The organism is Acinetobacter lwoffii, assembly GCF_024129435.1.
Taxonomy (GTDB): domain Bacteria; phylum Pseudomonadota; class Gammaproteobacteria; order Pseudomonadales; family Moraxellaceae; genus Acinetobacter; species Acinetobacter lwoffii_F.
On record NZ_JAMXXN010000015.1, the window covers coordinates 1 to 23,920 of the forward strand.

Consider the following 23,920-nt stretch of genomic DNA (forward strand, 5'->3'; position numbering starts at 1 on the left):
TACGAGGCATAGCGAATAGTAAAATTGGGTTTGGCGATTTGATTTTACTACTTCGCTATTTTTTTAAGCTAAAAGTGTCAACACACCCTAGAAGCATAAAAATAAATATCGATGATTATTTATACAATCGCAAGATTTTTATAATGATTTTAATGTAAGAATAAAATTATTTTTAGAGTATTATCAAATTTCAGGCATAAAAAAACCGCTTAACGCGGTATCTTTTATCTCGACCATCTTGAAGGAGATGGTCGGAGCAGTAGGATTCGAACCTACGACCCCCTGGTCCCAAACCAGGTGCACTACCAGGCTGTGCTATGCTCCGATTTCAACTTTAAAAGTTGGGGTGAATGACGGGATTCGAACCCGCGACAACTGGAATCACAATCCAGGGCTCTACCAACTGAGCTACATCCACCATCATTTTGATTCTTAACATCAAGCGACCAAATGGCGCGCCTGACAGGATTCGAACCTGTGACCATCCGCTTAGAAGGCGGATGCTCTATCCAACTGAGCTACAAGCGCGTTACTGATGCAAACATCATTTGCCTTGAAGAATTGGTCGGAGCAGTAGGATTCGAACCTACGACCCCCTGGTCCCAAACCAGGTGCACTACCAGGCTGTGCTATGCTCCGATTCATCTCAGCTTTCGTATCGAACATCGTTCGGTACGGTGTGCATTCTAGGCGTGACGCCCGGAGACGTCAACACCTATATTTAAAAAAAACCGAAAAAACGCTTCAAGCGTTTATTTATCAATCACTTCAGACATTTTTTATACAAATTTTAACGTTTTAGACCAGCACTAAAGTTCAGCATGCGATCTAGAGGCAGTTTCGCTCGTTCAGCAAGTGCAGGATCGACATAGACTTCCTGATCTTTATGCTGTAACACATGCAAGATACCATCCAGCTCGTTCATGGCCATCCAAGGACAATGCGCACAAGAACGACAGGTCGCCCCCTCTCCTGCGGTTGGTGCTTCAATCAGGATTTTATCCGGTACTGCCTGCTGCATTTTATAAAAAATGCCGCGATCAGTAGCCACGATTAAACGTTGATGCGGCAAAGTCTGCGCTGCTTTAATCAGTTGCGAAGTGCTACCCACAGCATCGGCAATCTCGACTACAGACATCGGTGATTCAGGATGTACCAGAACCGCAGTATCTGGATAGAGTGATTTCATATTGGCAATACCGCGTGAACGGAATTCCTCATGCACGATACAGGCGCCATCCCAGAGCAACATCTCTGCACCGGTTTTTTTCTGGATATAACGCCCCAGATGCTGATCGGGTGCCCAGATGATTTTTTCGCCCAGACTGTCCAGATGTTCGATAATTTCCACTGCACAACTTGAAGTGACGACCCAATCGGCCCGGGCTTTCACGGCCGCTGACGTGTTGGCATACACCACCACGGTATGATCCGGATGCGCATCACAAAAAGCGGTAAACTCATCGACAGGACAACCTAAGTCCAGTGAACAGGTCGCTTCCAGAGTTGGCATCAGCACGGTTTTATTGGGTGAAAGAATTTTAGAGGTTTCGCCCATAAATTTCACACCAGCTACCACAAGCGTTGAAGCTGGATGATCGCGACCAAAACGCGCCATTTCCAGTGAATCGGAAACACAGCCCCCCGTCAGTTCAGCCAGCTCTTGGACTTCAGGGTCGCAATAATAATGCGCCACCAAAACAGCATCCTGTTTTTCTAGCTCTGCCTTGATCTGTGCAAATTTGTCCAATTTTTCCTGCTGGCTCATTTGATGTTCTTGTGGAACACCTAAACGATCTAAATGCGCCTGCACAATCGATTTAGCTTCATTGGCTATTAATTTGGTCGCATCATTCATAACAACTCTTACTCTACCCTCATGGTTCACTATTCAATGAACCTTTCACCCTACATCCCGGTCATCTCTGGCGAAATGCTATTTTTGACCAGTCATTAAAAATCATTAAGTATAAAAAAAGCCCCACAACGGAGGCTTTATAAACAATCTGAATTATGAGCGATAATCTGCATTGATTTTTACGTAGTCATACGACAGGTCACAGGTATAAACCGTATCTTTTGCCTGACCTCGTCCAAGATCAACACGAATCGTCATTTCAGCCTGGGCCATCACACGTGCACCGGCTGCTTCAGTATAGTCTGCTGCCGCACCACCATCTTTGCAGATTTGCACATCATCTAACCAAACCTGAATTTTTGCAACGTCTAAATTTGGCACACCGGCATAACCAATCGCTGCCAGAATACGGCCCCAGTTTGGGTCAGAAGCAAAGATTGCGGTTTTGACCAGCGGTGAATGCGCAATGCTATAGGCAATATCGCAGCACTCTTGAGTATTGCCACCACCTTCTACAGTCACGGTAATGAATTTAGTCGCACCTTCACCATCACGTACAATCAGTTGCGCAAGGCGTTTCATGGTACGTGTCAATACGTCTAGCACCACTGCATAACGTGGATCTTCAGTCGAAGTGATTTCAGCACCACCGGCCTGACCTGTGGCAATAAAAATACACGAGTCATTAGTTGAGGTATCGCCATCAATTGTAATACGGTTAAACGATACATTGACTGTTTCAGTTAATAACTGTTGAACCAGTTCACGGCTGATCGGTGCATCCGTCGCAACATAACCCAGCATGGTCGCCATATTGGGACGAATCATGCCTGCACCTTTGGAAATACCGGTCATGGTATAAGTCACACCATCCAGCTCGAACTGTTCTGAAGCACCTTTCGGGGTGGTATCTGTGGTCATGATTCCAGTTGCTGCATCGACCCAGGCATCATCACGCAATGAATCCAGCGCAGGCTGTAAACCTGTAAGCAAACGCTCCATTGGAAGCTGCTCACCAATCACACCAGTCGAGAATGGCAACACTTCAGCAGCCTGTACGCCTGCAAGTTCAGCCAGCTTGGCACAGGTGGCTTCTGCATTTGCCATGCCTGTAGGGCCTGTTCCTGCATTGGCATTTCCGGTATTGATTACCAGGTAACGTGGATTACCCGCTTGCAAATGGGCTTTAGATACATGCACTGGTGCTGCACAAAAGGCATTCTGGGTAAACACCCCTGCAACATTGGAGCCTGCAGCCAGTTCAAATATCACCAGGTCACGTCGGTTCTGATAGCGCACATAGGCTTCAGCCGAACCAATTTTAACCCCTTTCACCACATGCATCTGTGGCATAGATACGTCACCAACTGCCATTTTAAAGTCCAATATTGAAGTTTTAGAAAAATACAGCTTAGTTGATCTGCAACAAAAAATCGAGCCAAAGCCTGAGCCAGCCTGAGATTTGTTATGGATTTTCACAATAAAAAACCAGTCATCAAGACTGGTTTCTACATTTTTAAAATAAGATATTTTTAATTTTGTGCAAGTTGTCCAGATTCGCTTAGCAAAGCCTGTTTCGCCTGTTGTTGACTTGCAGTAGAAAGTGCCGGATTTGTAGCAACAATACGGTCTGCATTTGCCGCATTGGCAGCTGCAATCGCAGCCGTCTGCAACACAATCGGACGATTCTGGTTGGCAAAGGTATAACGGATGCCGGTACGTGGGCTTGCTACAGTCACTTGTGCATCGGTACGTTGTACTTGAGCAGTGTTAGTACCCACCGCTTGCTGAACTTTATCAATTGTTGTGGTCGCTGCAGTTTGTGCAAAACTTAAGGCAGGCATTGCCAAAACGGCAATCATGAGCGTTTTTAATACTTTTTTCATTCAGGTTATTCCACTTTGAGGTGTTGAATGAGCCATTAAATAGCATTTAATTCCTAAGACTGCAAACAGTATTCAATTTCTGAAAAATCTTCATACATAAAAAAATCAGAGCCATGGGGCTCTGATTTTTAATAGCGTTTAGATCTTGCCATGACACTGTTTGTATTTCAGACCTGAACCACATGGACAAGGCGCATTACGACTTGCCGGTGCTTCAAAGACTGGTGCTACAGGATTCGCCTGAGCATTTTGCTCGGTCGTCACCTCATGTTCACCTGCCAGCAAGCCGTCAAACTCTTCATGAGATAACTGCAAACGCATTGCCTCAGCCTGTGCCTGCTGCTGTGCTTCCATTTCCGCCAGCTCTTCAGGGGTCGGTACGTGGATGCGTGACAGATCTGTCACGACATCGGACTTAATCGTACCCAGCATGTTTACAAACAGGTTATAAGCTTCTTTTTTATATTCCTGCTCCGGATTCTTCTGCGCATAACCACGTAAATGAATACCCTGACGCAAGTAGTCCATAGCTGCCAGATGCTCTTTCCAATGACGGTCCAGAGAATTCAGCATAAAGTGACGTTCAAGCGATGCTGCAGATTCCTCGCCCATTTGTTCACGACGTGAACGGTAGCGGTTCAGCACTTCATCGGTAATGCGCACCACCAAGGCTTCTTCATCCAGACGACGATCCTGTTCCAGCCATTGTCCGATAGGAAGATCCATCGAAAGATCTTCACGCAGCGCCAGCTCCAGACCTTCAATATCCCACTGGTCATGAATCGATTCAGGCGGAATATAGTTGGCGATCACACCCTGCATCACTTCACGGATCATTTCTTCAATATAATCCTGCAGTGAATTTTCTGCCAGAATATCGTCACGCTGACTATAAATGATCTTACGCTGTTCGTTATTGACGTCATCGTATTTTAGCAAGTTCTTACGAATATCGAAGTTACGTGCTTCCACTTTACGCTGCGCATTTTCAATCGAACGAGACACCATTTTGTGCTCAATCGCTTCATCTTCCTGCAAGCCCATAGCACGCATCATGCCGACTACGCGATCACCGGCGAAAATACGCATCAAGTCATCTTCAAGTGACAGGTAGAAACGTGATACACCCGGGTCACCCTGACGACCAGCACGACCACGCAGCTGGTTATCGATACGGCGTGATTCATGACGCTCAGAACCGATAATATGCAAACCGCCAGAATCCAGCACGGCCTGGTGATTAACATCCCATTTTGCTTTCAGACGCGTTTCATCTTCAGGAGTCGGGTTTTCAATTTTAGCCAGTAATGCTTTCCAGTTACCACCGAGCAAAATGTCGGTACCACGACCGGCCATGTTGGTGGCAATCGTCACTGCACGCGGCGCACCGGCCTGCGCAATAATATCGGCTTCACGTTCGTGCTGTTTGGCATTCAGTACTTCATGCTGGATCCCTGCAGCTTTTAGCTTATCCGACAGAATCTCAGAAGCTTCAATCGTTGCTGTACCAATCAAGATTGGCGCAACACCTGCTTCATGCACACGCTGAATTTCTTGAATAATCGCGTTATATTTCCCTTCACGATTTAAGTAAATTAAATCGTTATGGTCTTGACGAATCATTGGACGGTGAGTCGGAATCAGTACCACATCCAGGCCATAAATTTCTTTCATTTCCGCTGCTTCGGTATCAGCAGTACCGGTCATACCGGATAATTTTTTATACAGACGGAAATAGTTCTGGAAGGTTGTGGTTGCCAGAGTCTGGTTTTCTGGCTGGATTTCCAGACCTTCTTTGGCTTCTACGGCTTGGTGCAAGCCTTCAGACCAACGGCGTCCCGGCATGGTACGACCGGTATTTTCATCGACAATAATCACTTCACCATCGTTGATGATGTATTGGACATTACGTTGATAGAGATAATGCGCACGAATCGCTGCAGTGACATGATGCAACAGGTTCAGGTTCGACGCTGAATACAGGCTCTCGCCTTCTGCCAGCAAGCCCATTTCAATCAATTCACTTTCAATGGTTTCAAAACCCACTTCCGTAATTTCAACTGAACGCTGTTTTTCATCAATCCAGAAGTGACCGCCATCCGGCACTTTCTCTTCTTTCTGTGCCTGTAATTTTGGTGGAATATTATTGATGGCTGCATAAAGCTGTGAAGAATCTTCACTTTGACCGGAAATAATCAACGGGGTACGCGCTTCATCAATCAGGATCGAATCGACCTCATCGATAATGGCATAGGTCAAACCACGCTGCTTTTTCTCTGCTAGCGAGAACACCATGTTGTCACGCAGGTAGTCAAAGCCAAATTCGTTATTGGTACCGTAAGTAATATCGGCACGATAAGCTTCCGCTTTTTCCATCGGATTTTGCATGGAATAAATAATGCCGATGCTTAGACCTAAAAATTCGAATAATGGACGGTTTAACTCGGCATCACGTTGCGCCAGGTAATCGTTCACGGTAATGACATGTACACCTTGGCCACTGATGGCATTCAGATAACAGGCCAAAGTACCCATCAGGGTTTTACCTTCACCGGTACGCATTTCTGCGATTTTACCTTCATGCAAGGTAATACCACCGATCAGCTGCACGTCATAATGACGCATGCCCATCACCCGCTTCGCGGCTTCACGACAGACTGCAAATGCTTCAGGCAATAGTTTATCGAGGGTTTCACCCTTATTATATCGTTGTTTGAATTCTTCAGTTTTTGCAGATAAGTCTGCATCGCTAAGGGTAGATATCGTCGGCTCGAGCACATTAATCTTGTCTACGATTTTACGCATGCGTTTGAGTTCGCGCTCATTTTTGGTACCGAAGATTCCTCCGATCAGACTTGCCAACATGAATAGACTCTCTAAATCTTGCTTGTCAAATGAATATGTTCTTAGTCGTTATTATGGTGCTAGAAATTTGAACTACAAGGGTTTTGCTGTAAAACCGCTAAAAAAATCTGATCCTTAGTTCTAGCCCTAAGATCTAAGGCAAAGTAATGTAGCAAATTTTCCCTGTGCAACATAGTCAATTAGGTGACTGATTTTTGCGCTTCTGGATAGATGGATATCCTACTTATGCAATTTACTCATAAAGAAAGCAAAAAACACTATTTTTAATCATAAAAAAATTGATTCATATTAAATCGTATCTCGACACTAAAAGACCAATTGAGGCTAAAAAGATGAGTTTACGTCTAGGCGATACCGCACCGAATTTTGAACAGCAATCCAGTGAAGGCCTGATTAATTTTTATGACTTTCTGGGTGATAGCTGGGGCATTTTATTTTCACACCCTGCTGACTATACACCAGTATGTACGACTGAGCTTGGCTATACCGCAAAACTGAAAGACGAGTTTGCAAAACGTAGCGTGAAAGCCATTGCCTTGTCGGTCGATGATGTTGAATCGCATCATGGCTGGATTAAAGATATCAATGAAACCCAAAACACCACGGTGAATTTCCCGATCATTGCCGATCAGGATCGCAAAGTTTCCGAGCTGTATGACTTTATTCATCCGAATGCCAGCGAAACGCTAACAGTTCGTTCTTTAGTGGTCATTGATCCCAACAAAAAAGTCCGTTTGATTATTACTTATCCTGCATCGACCGGTCGTAATTTCCATGAAATCTTGCGTGTGGTGGATTCACTTCAACTCACCGATAAACATAAAGTGGCCACGCCTGCGAACTGGCAGCACGGTGATGATGTGGTGATTGTCCCTTCACTGAAAGATGAAGAAGAAATCAAGCAACGTTTTCCAAAAGGTTATACCGCGGTTAAACCTTACCTGCGCTTAACGCCACATCCTGAGCAAAATTAAAAGGACTCCTTTTTAATTTTGCGCAAGACAAGCGAAGCGCGTAGCACAGGATAAGATGGAGCTCGTAGTAAAGAATAAGAGAAACTCTATTTTCCACATTTTATGCTTTATCGAATACTACATTGACGTGCTACGGGTTCGATTTCTCTATACAGCCTGTCTTCGGATAGGCTTTTTTATATTCAAAATCTCATATCCACTTTAAACTTGAAATAACAAAAACAACATCTATGCTCTGTATGAAAATCTGCATATTTCCAATCCTCATGAGTGGCTACCTCCTAACCACAGGTTGCATGACTACGCCTGCCCTGCCTGAACCTCAACGTCCTCAGCATTGGGGACAGCCCATTCATCAGAATCATAATTTTCATCAAATCAGCAATTTTGTCTATCGTAGTGAGCAGCCTTCAACTGAACTCATTCCTTTATTAAAAAAGCATCAAATCGATGTAGTTATTAATTTACGTTCACGGGATCAAGACAGCTTTGTTTTGAGCAATGAAAACTTTCAGCTACATCATGTACCCATACATACCTGGGCAATTGATCGGGAAGATTTATTGAAAATTATGCTACTGATTCAGCAAGCACAACAAAATCACCAGAAGGTGCTCTTGCATTGTTATCACGGTTCAGACCGAACTGGTGCAAGTGTCGCCATGTACCGGATTATTTTTGAACATTGGCCGATTGAGCAGGCACTACAGGAAATGAAACATGGCGGATATGGTTTTCATGCCATTTGGCACAATATTGAAAATTTATTTACCCCTGAAAATGTAAAATGGATTCGCGAGCAACTCACGAATCCATCTACAGAAACTTTGATTAATACTAAGAATTAACGCTTATCTAGCGGCACCCAATCGTTCACCCAAGCTGATTTCATATTCAGGCTGGCATCAGACGCAATTTTCTTACGAAGTGCATCTGCAGTCTCACGGTCTTTGGACGGACCCACCATGATACGTACACCTTTAGACGTTGAGCTTTTGGTTACTTTATAACCTTTGGCACGCAGTTTGGCTGCTACAGCATCTGCATTGGCTTCATTCGCTGCCAGTGCCACCTGCACCATCCATTGCTTGTCCTCTTCACCTTCCAGTAACTTACGCGCCTGTTCAGCTTCTGCTTTCTTCTTGGCTTCTTCGGCTGCAGCCTTTTTCTTAGCTTCTTCAGCTTTACGCTTTTCGTCGGCCTTACGTTTTTCTTCGGCTGCTTTACGTTCAGCTTCTTTCTTTTCAGCCGCTTTACGCTCTTCCTCGGTTTTACGTTTTGCTTCAGCCGCCTTACGTTCTGCTTCGGCTTTTTGCTGTTGCTCTAACTTGCGTTTTTCTTCAGCGGCTTTACTTTCAGCAGCTTTACGCTCTGCTTCTTTCTTGGCTGCATCAGTAGAACTATTGGCTTTTTGTTGGTCCAGCTGCTGCTGGGCTAACTTTTTTTCTTGCACCGCTTTTTCTTCAGCCAGACGTTTCTGCTTGGCCTGTTCGTCTTCAACCAGTTCTGGCGGAATATTATCGGAACTTTGCTGTCCCAGGCGGTGTGCATTCAGGGCAGCATATTCTTCAGCCGCTTTACGCGCAGCATCTGCTTCAGCCTGCTGTTGCATCGCTAAAAATTCGGCTGCACGTGCTTCCTGCTCTGCAACCGATTTTTCCCGGTCACGACGTTGCTGTTCAAGTAAACGCTTTTCTGTTTCCACATCGACCGTCAAAGAACCGAGCGAATGATTGCCTGTCTCTTTATTTTCAACTTCCGCAGCCTGTGCCGGATTTTGCTGACGGTCCTGATTGATTTCATCTTGGCCTTTCAGGAGTAATGCTGCCAATAAAACACCACCACCGAGTAAAACAACACCGCCCATCCAGCGCTGTTTGTTATTCATTGACATTCTTCCAAATACTCCCATACCGCTTCTAATGTATGAAATGATCCACATACCAAAATCAGCTGATTATTATCTGTTTGATCCAGTGCTGATTTAAAAGCTAATTTTACATTGTCAAATTGTTCTACCGCCTCACCGTTTAAAGCATCAGCCAAAACTGTGACGTCTGCTGCACGTGGAACGGATAATGGTGCAATTTTCCACAATTGCACCGTGTCTTTCAATAACTTGACGACAGAATTTATATCTTTATCTGCCAGCATTGAAAATACACAAATGACTTCATTATATTTTTGATTGTAATTTAAATAATCTCGTAATTGTTTCAGTAGAAATTCGACCCCATGCGGGTTGTGTCCTGCATCAAAAATCACGGTTTTATTCTGGATTTGACGAACTTCAAAACGTCCCGGCAATTTTGCCGTTTGAATTCCTTGTGCAATTGCCTGTTGACTGACGTTTAATCCGCTCAGCAGAATGGCAGCCACGGCGGTAGAAATATTATCTAATGCCAGTGAACCTTTAGGGAGTTTTAAGGTCGTACCCGAAGAAGCAAAAGCCCAGCTTTGGCCATCTTCAAACGCTTCATAAAAATAATCCCGGTTGATTGCATACAAGGGCGCATTGCATTCTTGGGATTTATCCAGAATCGCTTGCGGGATCTGTTGCTGTCCACCAAACACCACGGGAATATCCGGGCGGATAATTCCGGCCTTTTCAAAAGCAATTTTCTCGATGGTGTCACCAAGCCAGTCAGTATGATCCAGACCAATATTGGTAATCACCGCAACATCCGGATTGACCACATTGACCACATCCAGACGGCCGCCTAAGCCGACTTCCAGCACCCAGACATCACAGCATTGATCTTTAAAAATCACAAAAGCAGCCAGTGTCGTGGCTTCAAAGAAAGACAGGCTCAAACCGCATTCGCGACGAGCCTGATCGACCTGAACAAAAGCATCAATCAGCAACTGATCTTCCACTTCAATGCCGCGTAATTTCACGCGTTCATTGAAACGGTACACGTGTGGAGACTGATATAGCCCGACCTTGAAGCCTTGCGCATTCAGGATCGCGGCTAGTGTAGTGGTGGTTGAACCCTTACCATTGGTTCCCGCCACTGTTAGCACTTTGGCCTCTGGAGATGTCACGCCCAGCTTTTCAGCCATCGGAATAACGCGCTCCAGACCTAAATCAATACCCGTAACGTGAACATGGCTCCAATACTCGAGCCATGTGTTTAAAGAATCTGTTGCTAATGGTGCTGTGTTCAATGCAAATTCATCAACTTCGTAACGATACGATAAACTGTATCACGTAATGCATGACGGTGAACAATCTGATCGATTACCCCATGATCAAGCAAGTATTCCGCGCGTTGGAACGGTTCTTCCAGCTTTTCACGTACGGTCTGTTCGATTACACGTTTACCGGCAAAGCCAATCATCGCTTTTGGTTCAGCAATATGTACATCACCCAGCATCGCCAATGATGCGGTCACACCACCGTAGACCGGATGAGTCAATACCACTACATAAGGCAGACCCGCTTCTTTTAAACGCTGGATCGCAGCCGAAGTACGCGCCATTTGCATCAGGGACAACATGCCTTCCTGCATACGAGCACCACCCGAAGCAGCAAAACAGATCAAAGGTTGACGAGCTTCAATCGCATGTTCTGCAGCCTGAACAAAGCGGTCACCGACCACAGTCCCCATAGAACCGCCCATGAAGTCGAACTCAAACGCACAGGCAATCATCGGTACGCCTTTCAGCAAACCTTGAATCACCACCAGCGCTTCGGTTTCACCGGTTTTCTTTTGTGCTTCCGCCATACGGTCTGGATAGGCTTTACTATCGACAAATTTCAGCGGATCTTTGGCTATAAATTCCTGACCCAATTCTGTCTGTACCTGATCAAAGAACCAGTTCAGACGTTCACGGGCTTTCATGCGCAAATGCTCATCACATTGCGGGCATACATAGGCATTGAATGACATGGCAGTACGGGTCACCAATGCATGACATTCAGGGCACTCAATCGTAGGCTCGGTAAATGTCGCTTTATATGCCGTTTGCTCATCGGGTACCTGAATGCCCGGAACAGTACGCTCCGTCCATGGGGTCGATGGGCTCAGAATTTTGCCTGATTTCAGTTGTTGACTCATACTAACTCATCGAGCGCTGCTCGAAGCTCCTTGACTTTATTCACCGTCGCAATAACGGCTTGTTCTGGTGCGAGCGTTGCAAACTGCTTTACAAACGCACTACCCACAATAACTGCATCGGCAGCAACACCCATCGCTTTCGCAGATGCAGCATCACTGATACCGAAACCTACGCCTACAGGAACATCAGTCACAGCTTTAATCTTTTGAATGCGTGTAGCGGCTTCAGACACATCTAAAGTTGCTGCACCGGTCACGCCTTTCAGTGACACATAGTAAATAAAGCCGCTGGCCTGTTTCGCTACGTGTTGAATACGTGCATCGGTTGAAGTTGGTGCCAGCAGGAAAATCTGATCCATATCATATTTTTCCAGTACTTCACCCAGACCTTGTGCTTCTTCTGGTGGCAAGTCCACCAGCAGTACACCATCTACTCCACATTCATAGGCATAAGCCACAAACTTTTCATAGCCAATTACTTCAACCGGATTCAGATAACCCATCAGCACCACCGGTGTTTCGCGGTCTTTCAAACGAAACTCTTTCACCATGTGCAGGGCATCTAGCGTATTGGTTCCACCTGCCAAAGCACGTTCAGCAGCTAGCGCAATCACCGGCCCATCTGCCATCGGGTCCGAGAAAGGAAGTCCTAGCTCAATCACATCGACACCCGCCTCCACCATCTCATGCAGCAAAGGCACTGTGACTTCTGGATGCGGATCACCCGCCATGACATAAGAAACTAAAGCTTTACGCTGTTGAGATTTAAGTTGTCCAAATCGTGTGGCTAAACGTGACATAGGGTGGTATTTTCCTTAACGTGTTTCAAACTTGAGGCATTGACTATGTAGAAATACAAGACATCGCATTGTAACGCTATTTTTTGTCCAATGAACAGTCTGCGATACCGACCTCGAGTACTTCATTTCCTGTGCGAAGATTTCAAAACAATTCGGAAGGGTCTATTTACGATTATTTTGATTTTTTTCACAATGATCAAAGATGCCTAATTTTGCTATTACATAAAATCTTGAATATTTAGATAAACTTATTTTTATCATATAAAAATTAATAAAAATGCAGATGTTAGCGCATTCATTTAAAGTTTTCTGAAATTGCAAAACCTGCTTTATACTAGTCCTATTCTCTTACTTTTTTATCTCCTATGCAGACTGATTCTGAGGCTACAGTGCAGGCACGCGCCATTGCACTGCTGCCGCTTATTGTATTTTTAACCATATTTTTGGGTAGCGGGATCTATCATTCCCTGATCGGAACCGAGTTCGCGTTCTATCAGGTGAAAGCGCCTGTGGCTGCCCTGCCTGCGATTATCTTGGCTGCATTAGTGTATCGCGGCAAACTCAACCAGGGCATTGAGGAATTCCTCAGAGGTGCCAGTCATCCGAACTTAATTCTGATGTTTATGGTGTTTATGCTGGCCGGCGCCTTTGCCAGCGTCAGTAGCGCCATTGGCAGTGTGGATGCTACCGTGCAGATGGGCTTGTCGGTTATCCCACCCACATTTATTCTACCGATGTTATTTGTGATCTCGGCCTTTATTGCCACGGCGATGGGTACCTCCATGGGTACCATTGCGGCCTGCGCACCGATCGCTTTTGGTTTCACCCAGGTCACCGAGATCAATGTAGTTTATGCGGTTGGTGCGGTCGTCGGTGGTGCCATGTTCGGTGACAATCTTTCAATGATCTCGGATACCACCATTGCTGCAACGACCAGTCAGGGCGTACAACTGCGTGACAAATTCAGAGTCAATGTCTGGATTGCGGTTCCAGCCTCAATCGTGACTATTTTGATTTACGTGTTGAGTAGCGGTAGTAGCAATGCAGTGGAATACAAGGACTTCAACTGGCTTCTGGTTTTACCTTATATCGCCGTATTTATTTTAGCCTTTAGCCGTTTACACGTTCTGGCTGTGCTGACCATTGGGGTGTTACTTTCCGGCTTATTTGGCCTGTTTGCCACAGCTGAATTTGATCTGCTCAAACTGAATACTTCAATTTATGATGGCTTTGTCGGCATGTTTGAAGTGGCGTTATTGTCCATGTTCCTGGGTGGCCTGTCGGCAATCATGCAACGTGAAGGCGGTTTACGCTGGCTGATTGAGCGTATTTATAGCCTGACCCGTCTGTTTAAAGTCGGTCAGCAACGTGCCGGCGAAATCGGGATCAGCTTCCTGGTCGTATTTTCGAATATCTTTGTGGCCAATAATACCGTGGCGATTATTCTGTCGGGTGATATGGCACGTGAAGTTGCCAAAGAATACGGCGTAGATCCCAAGCGTTCTGCGGCACTGATGGATATTTTCTCCTGTGTGGTGCAAGGGTTGATTCCCTATGGCGCACAGTTACTACTAGCCTGTTCCATTGCAAAAATCTCGCCCGTTGAACTGATGGGTGGTGTGTACTACTGCTGGATTCTGGCCATTTTTGCGATTGCGGCGATTGCATTTAGATTCCCCAAGATCAAAGCCAGCGCTTAACCTCACCATTTTCTTCAAATAAAAAAAGCGACCTGTTTGGGTCACTTTTTTTAGCTGCGCTGTTGGTGTAACTGCCTTTTGCGCTCTAACAATGTCTGTCCGGTGGCTGCCTTATAAGCTCTGGCTAAAGCTGACTGATCAGAATAATCCAGCTGCTCGGCGACCTCGCTCAGCCCCATTCCCTGTTGCAACAGCAGCTCGCAACGTTTAATCCGCTGCTGTTCCAGCAGTTTTTTAAATGAGGTGCCATGGGTGCTAAATAAACGCTGCAAACTCCGTGTCGACATTAGCAACTGCCGGGCAAGCTGTTCAACTTTAATGGCCTGATGCCGGGTACGGAGCTGTTCGGCAATCATTTGCTGCGCCTGTTCCATGTGATTTTCAAATGACGGTTTGGCGGCAATCGCCTGTTCTGCCTGATGCACCAGTAACTGCAACAGCATCGGATCTGCCTGCTCAGACCGATGTGCCAGTCCTTGTAGATCCAGTTCTATACCATAGTAGGCCTGGGAAAATCTCACCTCGCTGGCGAAAAACTTTTGATAATGCATTTGTCCCCTATCAGGCGCATGGGCAAAGCGTACACAATGCAGTAACAGTTGATGATCCTGCAAAATGATGCGTCCCAATTGCACCATCGCAGCTATGGTCAGCTCATTTAACAGATTATATTTTTCATCCAGATAGGCCCAGTATAATTCAATACTGTGTTCATGCTGCTTCAACTGCAAAGGTACAAACTCACCGCCATCAATCACCAGTCGTTGAAAACGCATGATATGGCGGATCATTTCCGAAACACTACTGCTCCGCGAAGCCATATAACCGAGCACACCAAAATGTTCTGGGCGAATAGATTGGACGATTTCAAAAATTAATTGCGGGCAATTCAGATGAGTTTGGGTTCTTTCAATAACAATATTTAATAACTCAAGTGGAACTTCAGTATTAAAGGGCTGGTCAATCAGATGACTTAATGACGTATGCAGATCCTGAAGAAAATCAGCTTGCAGAGGTTCTATATTTAAGCTTCGCAGATAGGTCGCCCAAAGCTGAATATAACCATTGGATATTTTAATTTCTTGCATGCGCGATTCTCGATGCCTGCTTTAGTCCGAGCAGTTTTATTTTCATTTGGCATAAAATGTATAAAAATTGGCAAGCACTGTCAAAACAATTGCGGCTTTCCCCGACATACTGTCAGCATCGTCACAAAAAAGAATTTCTAAGATGAATGCACCATTAAAAACAACTGTACAGCCGGTGGTCCGCACCAATCTTGATTTTAAACTGGATGAAATTCCGCGCTACTGGTTTGGCGGTGATCCTTTCCTGACCCGCATGTTTGATGCCTTGAGCCTGACCTTTCCAGATGGCGAGCGCTATTTTATTCAGAGTGTACGCCTGTTCCGCGATCAGATCACAGACCTGGAACTGCAACAACGTGTGGCAGATTTTATTCGTCAGGAAGCACAGCATGGCATTGCCCATGAAAAAATGAACCAGCTGATGCGTGAACAAGGCATGCCCGTCGATGATTTTATCGAACGTTTGAATAATATGTTCGCTTATGACCTCAAACATCGTTCAGCACAGTTCAATATTGCCACGACGGCAGCGGCAGAACACTTGACCGCGCTGATGGCTGAAACTTTTTACGGTCAGAAATCCACCTTAAAAGACGGGCATCCTCATATACGTGCCATGTTTGCCTGGCATGCGATTGAAGAAATGGAGCATCGTGATGTGGCTTTTGACGTGATGAAAGATGTCGCGAAAACACCTGAATGGATGCGCAAAATGACCCTGCTCAGCACGACATTTTTGATGTTTAGTTATACCATCTATCGCGCCAATGTCATGCTGAAACATGATGGCTTCAGTGTCTTGGAGCGTTTGCAAATGAACCTGAAAGGACTGCCTTGGTTGTTTGGCCGTAACGGCACCTTGACCCGTATGGGCCCACAATATCGGGACTGGTTTAAAAAAGACTTCCATCCCAGCCAGCATCCTGTGATTGCGCAATACGATGTCTGGGTAAAGACTTTAGCCGAAACCAATGATCCAATTCAGGCCGGTGAAGCCTTCTGGCAGGCCGCCAAAGATTAAGCTCAAATCAAAAGAGCCTTCAAAATTGAAGGCTTTTAAATTAGGTCTTATGTCCTGCACTTTTACCATTTGGCATAATGCTGTTCAAGCAAGGCATATTCATTTAGTAAAATAATTTCCTGATCATCCTGCTGAATCGTTCCGGAAACCTTGGCTTGCCACTGACTAAACTGGCTCCCGACCAGACGCAGGTTGAGATTTTCATAACGGCGCCAGCCTGTGCTGACCATCAGATTCAATCTTTCATCCAGCGACTGAATCGTCCATTGGTTTTCCGATTCCTGTTGAAACAGCACATCGGCCAAGGGATAAATTTTCCCATTGATCCACAGACAGTTTTCGTTACCGAAGCTTTCATTTACGCCTGACGCCAGATTAATACCAATCCGGTTCTGGTTCAGATCCCAGAAATTACAGGACAACCAGAACCAGGCGGTTTCCGGGCGCAAAAAGCCGCAGGTATCATCCAGAGAGGCAAAGCTGCGTTCATTAAACTGGATGGTTTCACCTTGCTTGTTAATGAAAAAACCTTCACAGCCCAAGGTGGTTAATTTCTGGGTATAAGTCCAGCCATTTATGCCGGTCGGACTGCACATACTCAGTGGATCAGTTCCGGCACAAAAAATTCGCGCACTGAGTTTAATCTCGCCATATTTGCTGACATTGATATAACGCACGCCGTTGGCATGCTGGATATCGATCTGAAAAGGTGAATTATGGAAATAACTATGATTAAACAGTGGCTGCTCGTCCAGCACCGTGTTACGGGACAGGAAATTAATCGCATTCCATTCCAGCACTTCATTGCTCATATGGTTATAGACATAGACAAAACCATGCCCTGCCCATGCAATATCGGCAATCGCCAGTCCAATCGTATAATGCTCGTGCTGAATACTACAGAATTTGAATTTTTTATATTTTAGATGCTTACGCCAGCCTGACAGCACATGACCATAAGGATTTTTGTATTGATATGCCTGATAGTCAATACTTTTTGGAAGCTCCTTGAAACGTCCATAACGCGGTTGTCCATTTGCCTGAATTAAATCCATTTAAGACATTCCATCTCAGTCAAAACTGTTTTTCCTTGGCAGTATTATGCCAATTATTAAATTTTGATAAAGAGATTTTTTAAACCGCTTATCGAATCATCAAGCCGGGCACAGGTTTAATTCAATCGCAAACTGCTTTAAATCGTGAGATAAGTATTTTCCCAGCGATTGCCGCTAAAACTACCCTCTAGCAGTTGTACGTAGTGGCCATAAACCTGATCGATGGCAATACAGTCATCTACATCCAGCACGCGGTCGGTATGCTGTTTTTGCCAGTGCCGGGCGAAGTAAGCTTTACCGCGCTGTTTAGCGACCATAGCATTCTGCGCAACCACCAACACATAACGATGTAACTCACCAAACTCACGTGGATCATAACCACCCAGATTAATCAGCCAAAGTTTTTCATCGGATTGCTGTGGCTGTGCATCAGTAAATTGCAGCACATAGGACTTGCCCTCGAACTCTAGCCCGTTGATTTGCGCCCAGGCATCAATATGCAAGCCTTTCTGTTCCGCAAACCAGGCATTTTTCAATTGCGGATAGGTATCTTCCAGACTCTCTCCTATTGCCAAAACCACATCATGAACTTCTGTATTGGCACGGGCATGACGACCACCGAGCATCACAATAAACAAGCTGGGCATTACATTTCCTTGTTAGCGTCAATCTTTAAGATCATTTCATTGATGCTTGCCAGTATAGCGCAAAGCTATTCCATGATGATGTAGCCATCTGCCAAGGACAAATTTGCATCATCAGCCTGACTGAATTTGCGCAAAACAGCATCCAGTCACTCGGTATCCATCTCCATATCGAGGATCAGTTTAAGCCTGTGTCAGGATCAAAAAACCATTTTCAGTGAATACAATTGGCTAGCGAATCATTTCCGATCATTTTCATCAGGATTTACAGCGATAGAAGATTATTTTTTGTACAAAATACAAACACGGCTAAACCGCACAAATCTGTACAAATTTTCGCCCAAATTTCAATCTAAAGGCATATTTCGTTGACTGAAATGCGCTGAAAGACGATACTCTCAATGTTTTTATTTAAGCAAATCGGTTCAAAGAGGCTGGGCCAAAAGTTCGGTCCTCAGAAACTCAATCCAACGCAAGGGGCTATATATGGCTGGTGGAAAGTCAACTATCATTTACACACTGACCGACGAGGCGCCATTACTGGCGACTTATTCTCTGCTGCCGATCATTGAGACCTTTACTAAGCCAGCTGGCGTTGAGATCGTCAAAAGTGACATCTCTGTAGCTGTGCGCGTGCTCTCCGAATTTACAGATTACCTAAGCGAAGAGCAAAAGGTGCCTGACACTCTAGCTGAGCTAGGTCGTCTTACACAAGATCCAGACACGAACATTATCAAACTCCCAAATATCAGTGCTTCTGTTGGCCAGCTAACAGCGTGTATCAAGGAACTTCAGTCTAAAGGCTATGCAATCCCTGACTATCCTGAAAACCCGACCACTGAAGAAGAAAAAGCAATCAAGGCACGTTATAGCAAATGTCTTGGTTCAGCAGTAAACCCTGTTCTACGTGAAGGTAACTCAGACCGTCGTGCGCCTGCTGCCGTTAAAAACTACGTGAAAAAACACCCGCACTCTATGAGCGAGTGGAAACAGTGGTCTCAAACTCACGTTTCACACATGGACGAAGGTGACTTCTACCACGGCGAAAAGTCAATGACTTTAGACCGCGCACGTGATGTGAAAATGGAATTGATCACCAAGTCTGGTGAAACCATTGTTCTTAAGCCAAAAGTTGCGCTTCAAGACGGCGAAATCATCGACTCAATGTTCATGAGCAAGAAAGCACTTTGCGACTTCTACGAAAAAGAACTTGAAGACTGTCGTGAAGCAGGCATTCTGTTCTCTTTACACGTTAAAGCAACCATGATGAAGGTGTCTCACCCAATCGTCTTTGGTCACTGTGTAAGAATCTACTACAAAGAAGCATTCGAAAAACATGGCAAGCTTTTTGATGAGCTTGGCATTAATGTCAATAACGGTATGGCCGGTCTTTACGAAAAGCTTGAAACTTTACCAACCTCTGTACGTGAAGAAATCATTGCTGATTTACATGCTTGTCAAGAACACCGTCCAGCTTTAGCGATGGTTGATTCTGCAAAAGGCATCACTAACTTCCATTCACCAAACGACGTGATTGTAGATGCTTCTATGCCTGCAATGATTCGTGGTGGCGGTAAAATGTGGGGCGCTGACGGCAAGCCTTACGACTGTAAAGCAGTCATGCCTGAATCAACTTTCGCACGTATTTACCAGGAAATGATCAATTTCTGTAAATGGAATGGCAACTTCGATCCAAAAACCATGGGTACTGTACCTAACGTTGGTTTGATGGCGCAAAAAGCGGAAGAATACGGTTCACACGACAAGACTTTCGAAATTCCTGAAGCAGGTGTTGCGAACATCACTGACCTAGAAACAGGTGAAGTGTTAATGTCACAAAACGTGGAAGAAGGCGATATCTGGCGTATGTGTCAGGTGAAAGACGCACCGATCCGTGACTGGGTGAAACTTGCTGTGACTCGTGCACGCAACTCTGGCATGCCAGCAATCTTCTGGCTTGACCCGTACCGTCCACACGAAAACGAACTGATCAAGAAAGTTGAAAAATACCTGAAAGATCATGACACCACTGGTCTTGATATCCAGATCATGTCACAAGTACGTGCAATGCGTTATACGCTTGAACGTGTTGCTCGCGGTCTAGATACTATTTCGGTAACAGGTAACATCCTGCGTGACTACCTGACTGACTTGTTCCCGATCATGGAATTGGGTACATCTGCGAAAATGTTGTCAATCGTGCCGTTAATGGCAGGTGGGGGCATGTACGAAACAGGCGCAGGCGGTTCTGCTCCTAAGCACGTACAGCAGTTAGTTGAAGAAAACCACTTACGTTGGGATTCACTCGGTGAATTCATGGCGTTGGCGGTATCTTTAGAAGAAATGGGGATTAAGGAAGGCAATGACGACATCAAGTTACTTGCTAAAACTTTAGATCAAGCGACTGGCAAATTGCTAGATAACGACAAGTCTCCTTCTCGTCGTACTGGCGAATTGGACAACCGTGGTAGCCATTTCTACCTGGCGAAATTCTGGGCTGAAGCTTTGGCTGCTCAAGACGAAAATGCTGAATTGAAAGCGAAATTTGCACCACTTGCAAAAACTTTAGCTGAAAATGAAGAGAAAATCGTTGCTGAGCTTACAGAAGTTCAAGGCAAATCAGTAGACATCGGCGGTTACTACGCAGTTGATCAAGAGAAAGTAAATGCAGTGATGCGTCCAAGTGCAACGTTGAATGCTGCTCTTGCTTCTATGTAATGAGTTAAAAAATCGATTTAACCTTAGGTTAAATTGATTAAAAAAACCGGCACTGACGTGCCGGTTTTTTTTATGTCCAATTCATGCAGCGCAATCACTGAAGCAATCCATTTTTTAAGCAGTTCTATGCAGTGTTATTTTCACAAGCTATCTTTTAAATCAAGAAGATAATTTTGAAGAGCAGATAAAAAGAAACAGGTTATTATTTTTCAGACAATAAAAAACCCCAAGACTGAATGTGCTTGGGGTTTTTTAGAATTTTGGTCCCGAGGGTCGGACTCGAACCGACACGTCATCTCTGACAGCGGATTTTGAGTCCGCCGCGTCTACCAATTTCACCACCTCGGGAGTGGATGAAAGGTATAATACGCGATTTCTCAGCACTGTCAACGCAGAATATTTTCATTTGTTTATTTTTAAAACAAATCGCATTTTTTCGTTTTAAAATCGAGCAATTCCCGCCATAAAAAAGAAAAAAGTTTATACTAGCCGCAGTTTTTTTAGCGTAAATCATCATGCAACTTTCTGATTTTAATTTTGATCTCCCCGATGAGCTGATTGCTCGCTACCCATTGGAAACACGCAGTGCCTCTCGCCTGTTGCACCTCGATGCCCAAGGTCAATATCATGACCATCAATTTACCGATATTCTGGATTTACTTGAAGACGGCGACTTGTTGGTATTAAACGACACCAAAGTCATGAAGGCCCGTTTAAAAGGTAAACGTGCTTCAGGCGGTGCGGTAGAAGTGCTGGTTGAGCGTATGCAAGATCGCTTTATTGCCTATTGTCATATTAAGGCCAGCAACACTCCGAAAGCCGGTGCAGAACTTTTTATTGGCCCGGATGCAGTGAAAGTGACCGTACAAGGCCGTCATGAAAATCTGTTTATTGTAGAATTTTCACAACCAATTCTCGATGTGCTGGATCAATACGGCGCCTTGCCGATTCCGCCTTATTTCAACCGTGAAGCGGAAGAGATTGATACTGAACGTTATCAAACCGTGTTTAATGACCCAACCAAACTGGCCAGCGTTGCAGCACCTACTGCCAGCCTGCATTTTGATGCCGATCTGTTGGCAAAATTGGAAGCCAAAGGGATTCAAAAAACTTTTGTGACCCTACATGTTGGTGCAGGTACTTTCCTGCCAGTGCGTACCGATGATATTCAAAATCACATCATGCACAGCGAATGGTGCGACGTCCCTGAAACTGCGGTCGAGATGATTCGTCAGACTAAAGCCCGCGGTAATAAAGTCATTTCTGTAGGCACGACTGCCACCCGTGCAGTCGAAAGTGCAGCACAAGCACATAACGGTGAACTGGCAGCCTGGACAGGTGATACCCAGATTTTCATCTATCCGGGTTATCAGTTTAAAGTGGTCGATCGTTTGATCACTAACTTCCATTTACCAGAATCGACCCTGTTAATGCTTGTGTCTGCCTTGTCCAATCGTGACAATATTCTCAATGCTTATAAGCATGCAGTAGACAGCCAGTATCGCTTCTTCAGTTATGGCGATGCCATGCTGATTGATCAGGCGAAATAAGCGAGAACCATTGCCCATGCCGATCGAGTCTGTACAACAGTCCATTCATATTCGCCGCAAGAAAAATGCAGTGGTGTTTCAAAATATCGCTCGGCTTTGGGATCTGGGTCAACAGGCCAAAACGCATCAGCAATTGCTGGATGGGCTGCATCCCTGGAATGGCCCGATTACGCTCAAGTTTGAAAATAACCTGCCGCTTGCGCTTGCCGGAATTGGGCTTTTTCTGATTGGCAGCATTTTTATTGCGCCGGGAAATATCTGGATTCAGGGCAGTGTTTTTCTCGGCTGTCTCTGTATCTTCTGGGCCTATATTTGCTATGAACAGCAGCAGCCCTTAGAGGAAGTCATTGCTTTTCTGGAAGAACAGGCACTGGCCAAAAAATATCAGCTTGCCTTTCAAAAACAGCCACTGCATATTTCCATGCCACTCAATCCCCTGCACTTTATCCGGCATTTAAAACAATTATTTCCAGTATTCAATCAAGGTTCGTTGAGTAATGAGATTCAGCGTTATGCCAGCACGGTCTGGGAAGATGAAAATGGCCAGCAACATCAGGTGCTACTGTTCCAATACCACTATATTGATGAAGTACAGGCCCGAAATAAGGAAGGTCAGCCAGTCAAACTGATGCAGGTCCATAAAGACCTGTGGGGCGTATTTGTGTTTGATATCCAGATTCAGGGACTGGCCGTTACGACTTCCAGAAAGAAATTTTATTATCCTTATAGCCATCCCTGGCACAGCAGCGATATTCGCACCAACCAGAGATTAAGCTTTTATGGCAGTGATCCGCTGCAAACTGCCAAATTACTCAGTCCGGGTTTTGTGCTGCGACTGGCCGACTTTTTTGAACAGCGTCAGGGTGATTTACTGTTTCACCCAGAAAATAAGATGCTGTGCTATCTAGGGCCCCATGATTTATTTCAGGTATCGAGCAAGCAGCAGAATATTAGCGATATTTCCACATTGCGCGGCCACCTGAGAACGTTTAAATTAAAACAGCTCGAAAACTTACAACATGATCTGCTGCAGTTTTTAAAATAAATTTTTCGCATCATTTTTAAAATATAGATATAGCTTGGGGAGATCTCGGATGGGATTTTTGATTTTATGTTTGATCATTGTGGCGCTGATTGTCACGATTATCATGATCCGCAACAGTATTGTCCGTCATCACAACGCCACGATTCGCGCCTGGTCGGATGTCGCCAGTTATGAACGGCAAAAACTGAAAATTCTGGATGGGCTGCAACCGCTGGTCGAGCAATACTCGAGTTTTGAAAAAGGCACGCTAGAAAAAGTCACCGAACTGCGTCAGAATATCATGAACCTGAATATCAAGGATGCCGATATTGGACAATTACAACACATTGAAAGTCTGAACAAACAGTTAATGCATAGCCTGAATGTCGTGATTGAAAATTATCCGGAACTGAAAGCCAATGACATCTATCTGAAAATGATGGCTGAAATTGAAGAACAGAATGAAAATGTCGGTGCGGCGATTACCATTTATAATCGCAATGTCGAGCTGTTTAACAACCAGATCCAGATTTTTCCGCACAACATCATTAATAATATGTTACTCAGAAAAAAAGTGGTACGTCCATTCCGTGATCAAAGCGTGACACAGAATTTTGATTACCGTCCGAACTTTCACTGAGTGAACAGCAAGATCTGATAAAATTTTGCATCCTTG

General features: G+C 44.9%; 19 protein-coding genes and 5 tRNA genes. 8 read left to right on the forward strand and 16 right to left on the reverse strand.

Annotated features, from left to right (window positions below):
• Positions 1–248: 248 nt before the first annotated feature.
• From NI455_RS10350 to secA, 8 genes are all read right to left on the reverse strand, one after another.
• Positions 249–325, reverse strand: a tRNA-Pro gene (locus NI455_RS10350).
• Between the two features lie 17 nt (positions 326–342).
• A tRNA-His gene (locus NI455_RS10355) sits at positions 343–418 on the reverse strand.
• 33 nt (positions 419–451) lie between these two features.
• Positions 452–528 (reverse strand) — tRNA-Arg (locus NI455_RS10360).
• A gap of 34 nt (positions 529–562) precedes the next feature.
• Positions 563–639: transfer RNA gene (locus NI455_RS10365), tRNA-Pro, on the reverse strand.
• A gap of 151 nt (positions 640–790) precedes the next feature.
• The gene (gene nadA / locus NI455_RS10370; protein WP_253114043.1) at positions 791–1,858 is read right to left on the reverse strand and encodes a quinolinate synthase NadA; all 1,068 of its coding nucleotides are present in this window, start codon (positions 1,856–1,858) and stop codon (positions 791–793) included.
• A gap of 153 nt (positions 1,859–2,011) precedes the next feature.
• Complete coding sequence (argJ, locus tag NI455_RS10375; protein WP_004645182.1) at positions 2,012–3,232, reverse strand: bifunctional glutamate N-acetyltransferase/amino-acid acetyltransferase ArgJ; 1,221 nt, start codon at positions 3,230–3,232, stop codon at positions 2,012–2,014.
• Positions 3,233–3,390: 158 nt separating this feature from the next.
• Positions 3,391–3,744, reverse strand: coding sequence for a hypothetical protein (locus tag NI455_RS10380; RefSeq protein WP_004281675.1), 354 nt, complete (start codon positions 3,742–3,744; stop codon positions 3,391–3,393).
• A 138-nt stretch (positions 3,745–3,882) separates the two neighbouring features.
• Entirely contained in the window at positions 3,883–6,609 is a 2,727-nt protein-coding gene (gene secA, locus NI455_RS10385) for a preprotein translocase subunit SecA (protein WP_253114045.1), read from the reverse strand.
• A 332-nt stretch (positions 6,610–6,941) separates the two neighbouring features.
• On the opposite strand from secA, the gene NI455_RS10390 reads away from it, so the two are divergent.
• Together NI455_RS10390 and NI455_RS10395 are read left to right on the forward strand one after the other, a co-directional pair.
• The gene (locus NI455_RS10390; protein WP_195725615.1) at positions 6,942–7,583 is read left to right on the forward strand and encodes a peroxiredoxin; all 642 of its coding nucleotides are present in this window, start codon (positions 6,942–6,944) and stop codon (positions 7,581–7,583) included.
• A gap of 239 nt (positions 7,584–7,822) precedes the next feature.
• Positions 7,823–8,431, forward strand: a complete 609-nt coding sequence (locus NI455_RS10395) for a dual specificity protein phosphatase family protein (RefSeq protein WP_051078820.1) — start codon at positions 7,823–7,825, stop codon at positions 8,429–8,431.
• Here NI455_RS10395 and NI455_RS10400 read toward each other — a convergent pair.
• The 4 genes from NI455_RS10400 to trpA are packed head-to-tail and all read right to left on the reverse strand — an operon-like array spanning position 8,428 to position 12,444.
• A complete protein-coding gene (locus tag NI455_RS10400; protein WP_005252804.1) occupies positions 8,428–9,471 on the reverse strand; it encodes an SPOR domain-containing protein in 1,044 nt (347 codons plus the stop codon). The genes NI455_RS10395 and NI455_RS10400 overlap by 4 nt on opposite strands.
• Positions 9,468–10,751, reverse strand: coding sequence for a bifunctional tetrahydrofolate synthase/dihydrofolate synthase (folC, locus tag NI455_RS10405; RefSeq protein ID WP_253114047.1), 1,284 nt, complete (start codon positions 10,749–10,751; stop codon positions 9,468–9,470). Before folC ends, NI455_RS10400 begins: the two co-directional genes overlap by 4 nt.
• The gene (gene accD / locus NI455_RS10410; RefSeq protein ID WP_005252808.1) at positions 10,748–11,644 is read right to left on the reverse strand and encodes an acetyl-CoA carboxylase, carboxyltransferase subunit beta; all 897 of its coding nucleotides are present in this window, start codon (positions 11,642–11,644) and stop codon (positions 10,748–10,750) included. The genes folC and accD overlap by 4 nt, the downstream gene beginning before the upstream one ends.
• Positions 11,641–12,444, reverse strand: a complete 804-nt coding sequence (gene trpA / locus NI455_RS10415) for a tryptophan synthase subunit alpha (RefSeq protein ID WP_129717563.1) — start codon at positions 12,442–12,444, stop codon at positions 11,641–11,643. Before trpA ends, accD begins: the two co-directional genes overlap by 4 nt.
• Before the next feature lie 365 nt (positions 12,445–12,809).
• Here trpA and NI455_RS10420 point away from each other — a divergent pair, with 365 nt between their 5' ends.
• Positions 12,810–14,144 (forward strand): Na+/H+ antiporter NhaC family protein, encoded by a 1,335-nt coding sequence (locus tag NI455_RS10420; RefSeq protein ID WP_253114049.1) that lies wholly within the window; start codon positions 12,810–12,812, stop codon positions 14,142–14,144.
• Positions 14,145–14,194: 50 nt separating this feature from the next.
• Here the strand turns inward: NI455_RS10420 and NI455_RS10425 are convergent, their stop codons facing one another.
• Positions 14,195–15,232 (reverse strand): helix-turn-helix transcriptional regulator, encoded by a 1,038-nt coding sequence (locus tag NI455_RS10425; RefSeq protein ID WP_253114050.1) that lies wholly within the window; start codon positions 15,230–15,232, stop codon positions 14,195–14,197.
• Positions 15,233–15,374: 142 nt separating this feature from the next.
• Here NI455_RS10425 and NI455_RS10430 point away from each other — a divergent pair, with 142 nt between their 5' ends.
• Positions 15,375–16,253 (forward strand): metal-dependent hydrolase, encoded by an 879-nt coding sequence (locus NI455_RS10430; protein WP_253114053.1) that lies wholly within the window; start codon positions 15,375–15,377, stop codon positions 16,251–16,253.
• 62 nt (positions 16,254–16,315) lie between these two features.
• Here the strand turns inward: NI455_RS10430 and NI455_RS10435 are convergent, their stop codons facing one another.
• A complete protein-coding gene (locus NI455_RS10435) occupies positions 16,316–17,308 on the reverse strand; it encodes a DUF2804 domain-containing protein (protein ID WP_253114055.1) in 993 nt (330 codons plus the stop codon).
• Between the two features lie 137 nt (positions 17,309–17,445).
• On the reverse strand, positions 17,446–17,955 hold the full coding sequence (locus NI455_RS10440) for a DUF1543 domain-containing protein (RefSeq protein WP_253114057.1): 510 nt from the start codon (positions 17,953–17,955) through the stop codon (positions 17,446–17,448).
• Positions 17,956–18,438: 483 nt separating this feature from the next.
• Here NI455_RS10440 and NI455_RS10445 point away from each other — a divergent pair, with 483 nt between their 5' ends.
• The gene (locus NI455_RS10445; protein ID WP_253114059.1) at positions 18,439–20,670 is read left to right on the forward strand and encodes an NADP-dependent isocitrate dehydrogenase; all 2,232 of its coding nucleotides are present in this window, start codon (positions 18,439–18,441) and stop codon (positions 20,668–20,670) included.
• Between the two features lie 261 nt (positions 20,671–20,931).
• Here the strand turns inward: NI455_RS10445 and NI455_RS10450 are convergent.
• Positions 20,932–21,018 (reverse strand) — tRNA-Leu (locus NI455_RS10450).
• 167 nt (positions 21,019–21,185) lie between these two features.
• Between NI455_RS10450 and queA the strand changes: the two genes are divergently transcribed.
• From queA to NI455_RS10465, 3 genes are read left to right on the forward strand one after another with little or no spacing between them, the layout of a single operon-like run.
• Positions 21,186–22,220 (forward strand): tRNA preQ1(34) S-adenosylmethionine ribosyltransferase-isomerase QueA, encoded by a 1,035-nt coding sequence (gene queA, locus NI455_RS10455; protein ID WP_005106092.1) that lies wholly within the window; start codon positions 21,186–21,188, stop codon positions 22,218–22,220.
• Positions 22,221–22,236: 16 nt separating this feature from the next.
• Positions 22,237–23,265 carry a hypothetical protein gene (locus NI455_RS10460; protein ID WP_005106091.1) on the forward strand — a complete coding sequence of 343 codons (1,029 nt, stop codon included), beginning with the start codon at positions 22,237–22,239 and terminating at the stop codon, positions 23,263–23,265.
• Between the two features lie 49 nt (positions 23,266–23,314).
• The gene (locus NI455_RS10465) at positions 23,315–23,884 is read left to right on the forward strand and encodes a LemA family protein (RefSeq protein WP_253114061.1); all 570 of its coding nucleotides are present in this window, start codon (positions 23,315–23,317) and stop codon (positions 23,882–23,884) included.
• The last annotated feature ends 36 nt before the right edge of the window (positions 23,885–23,920 follow it).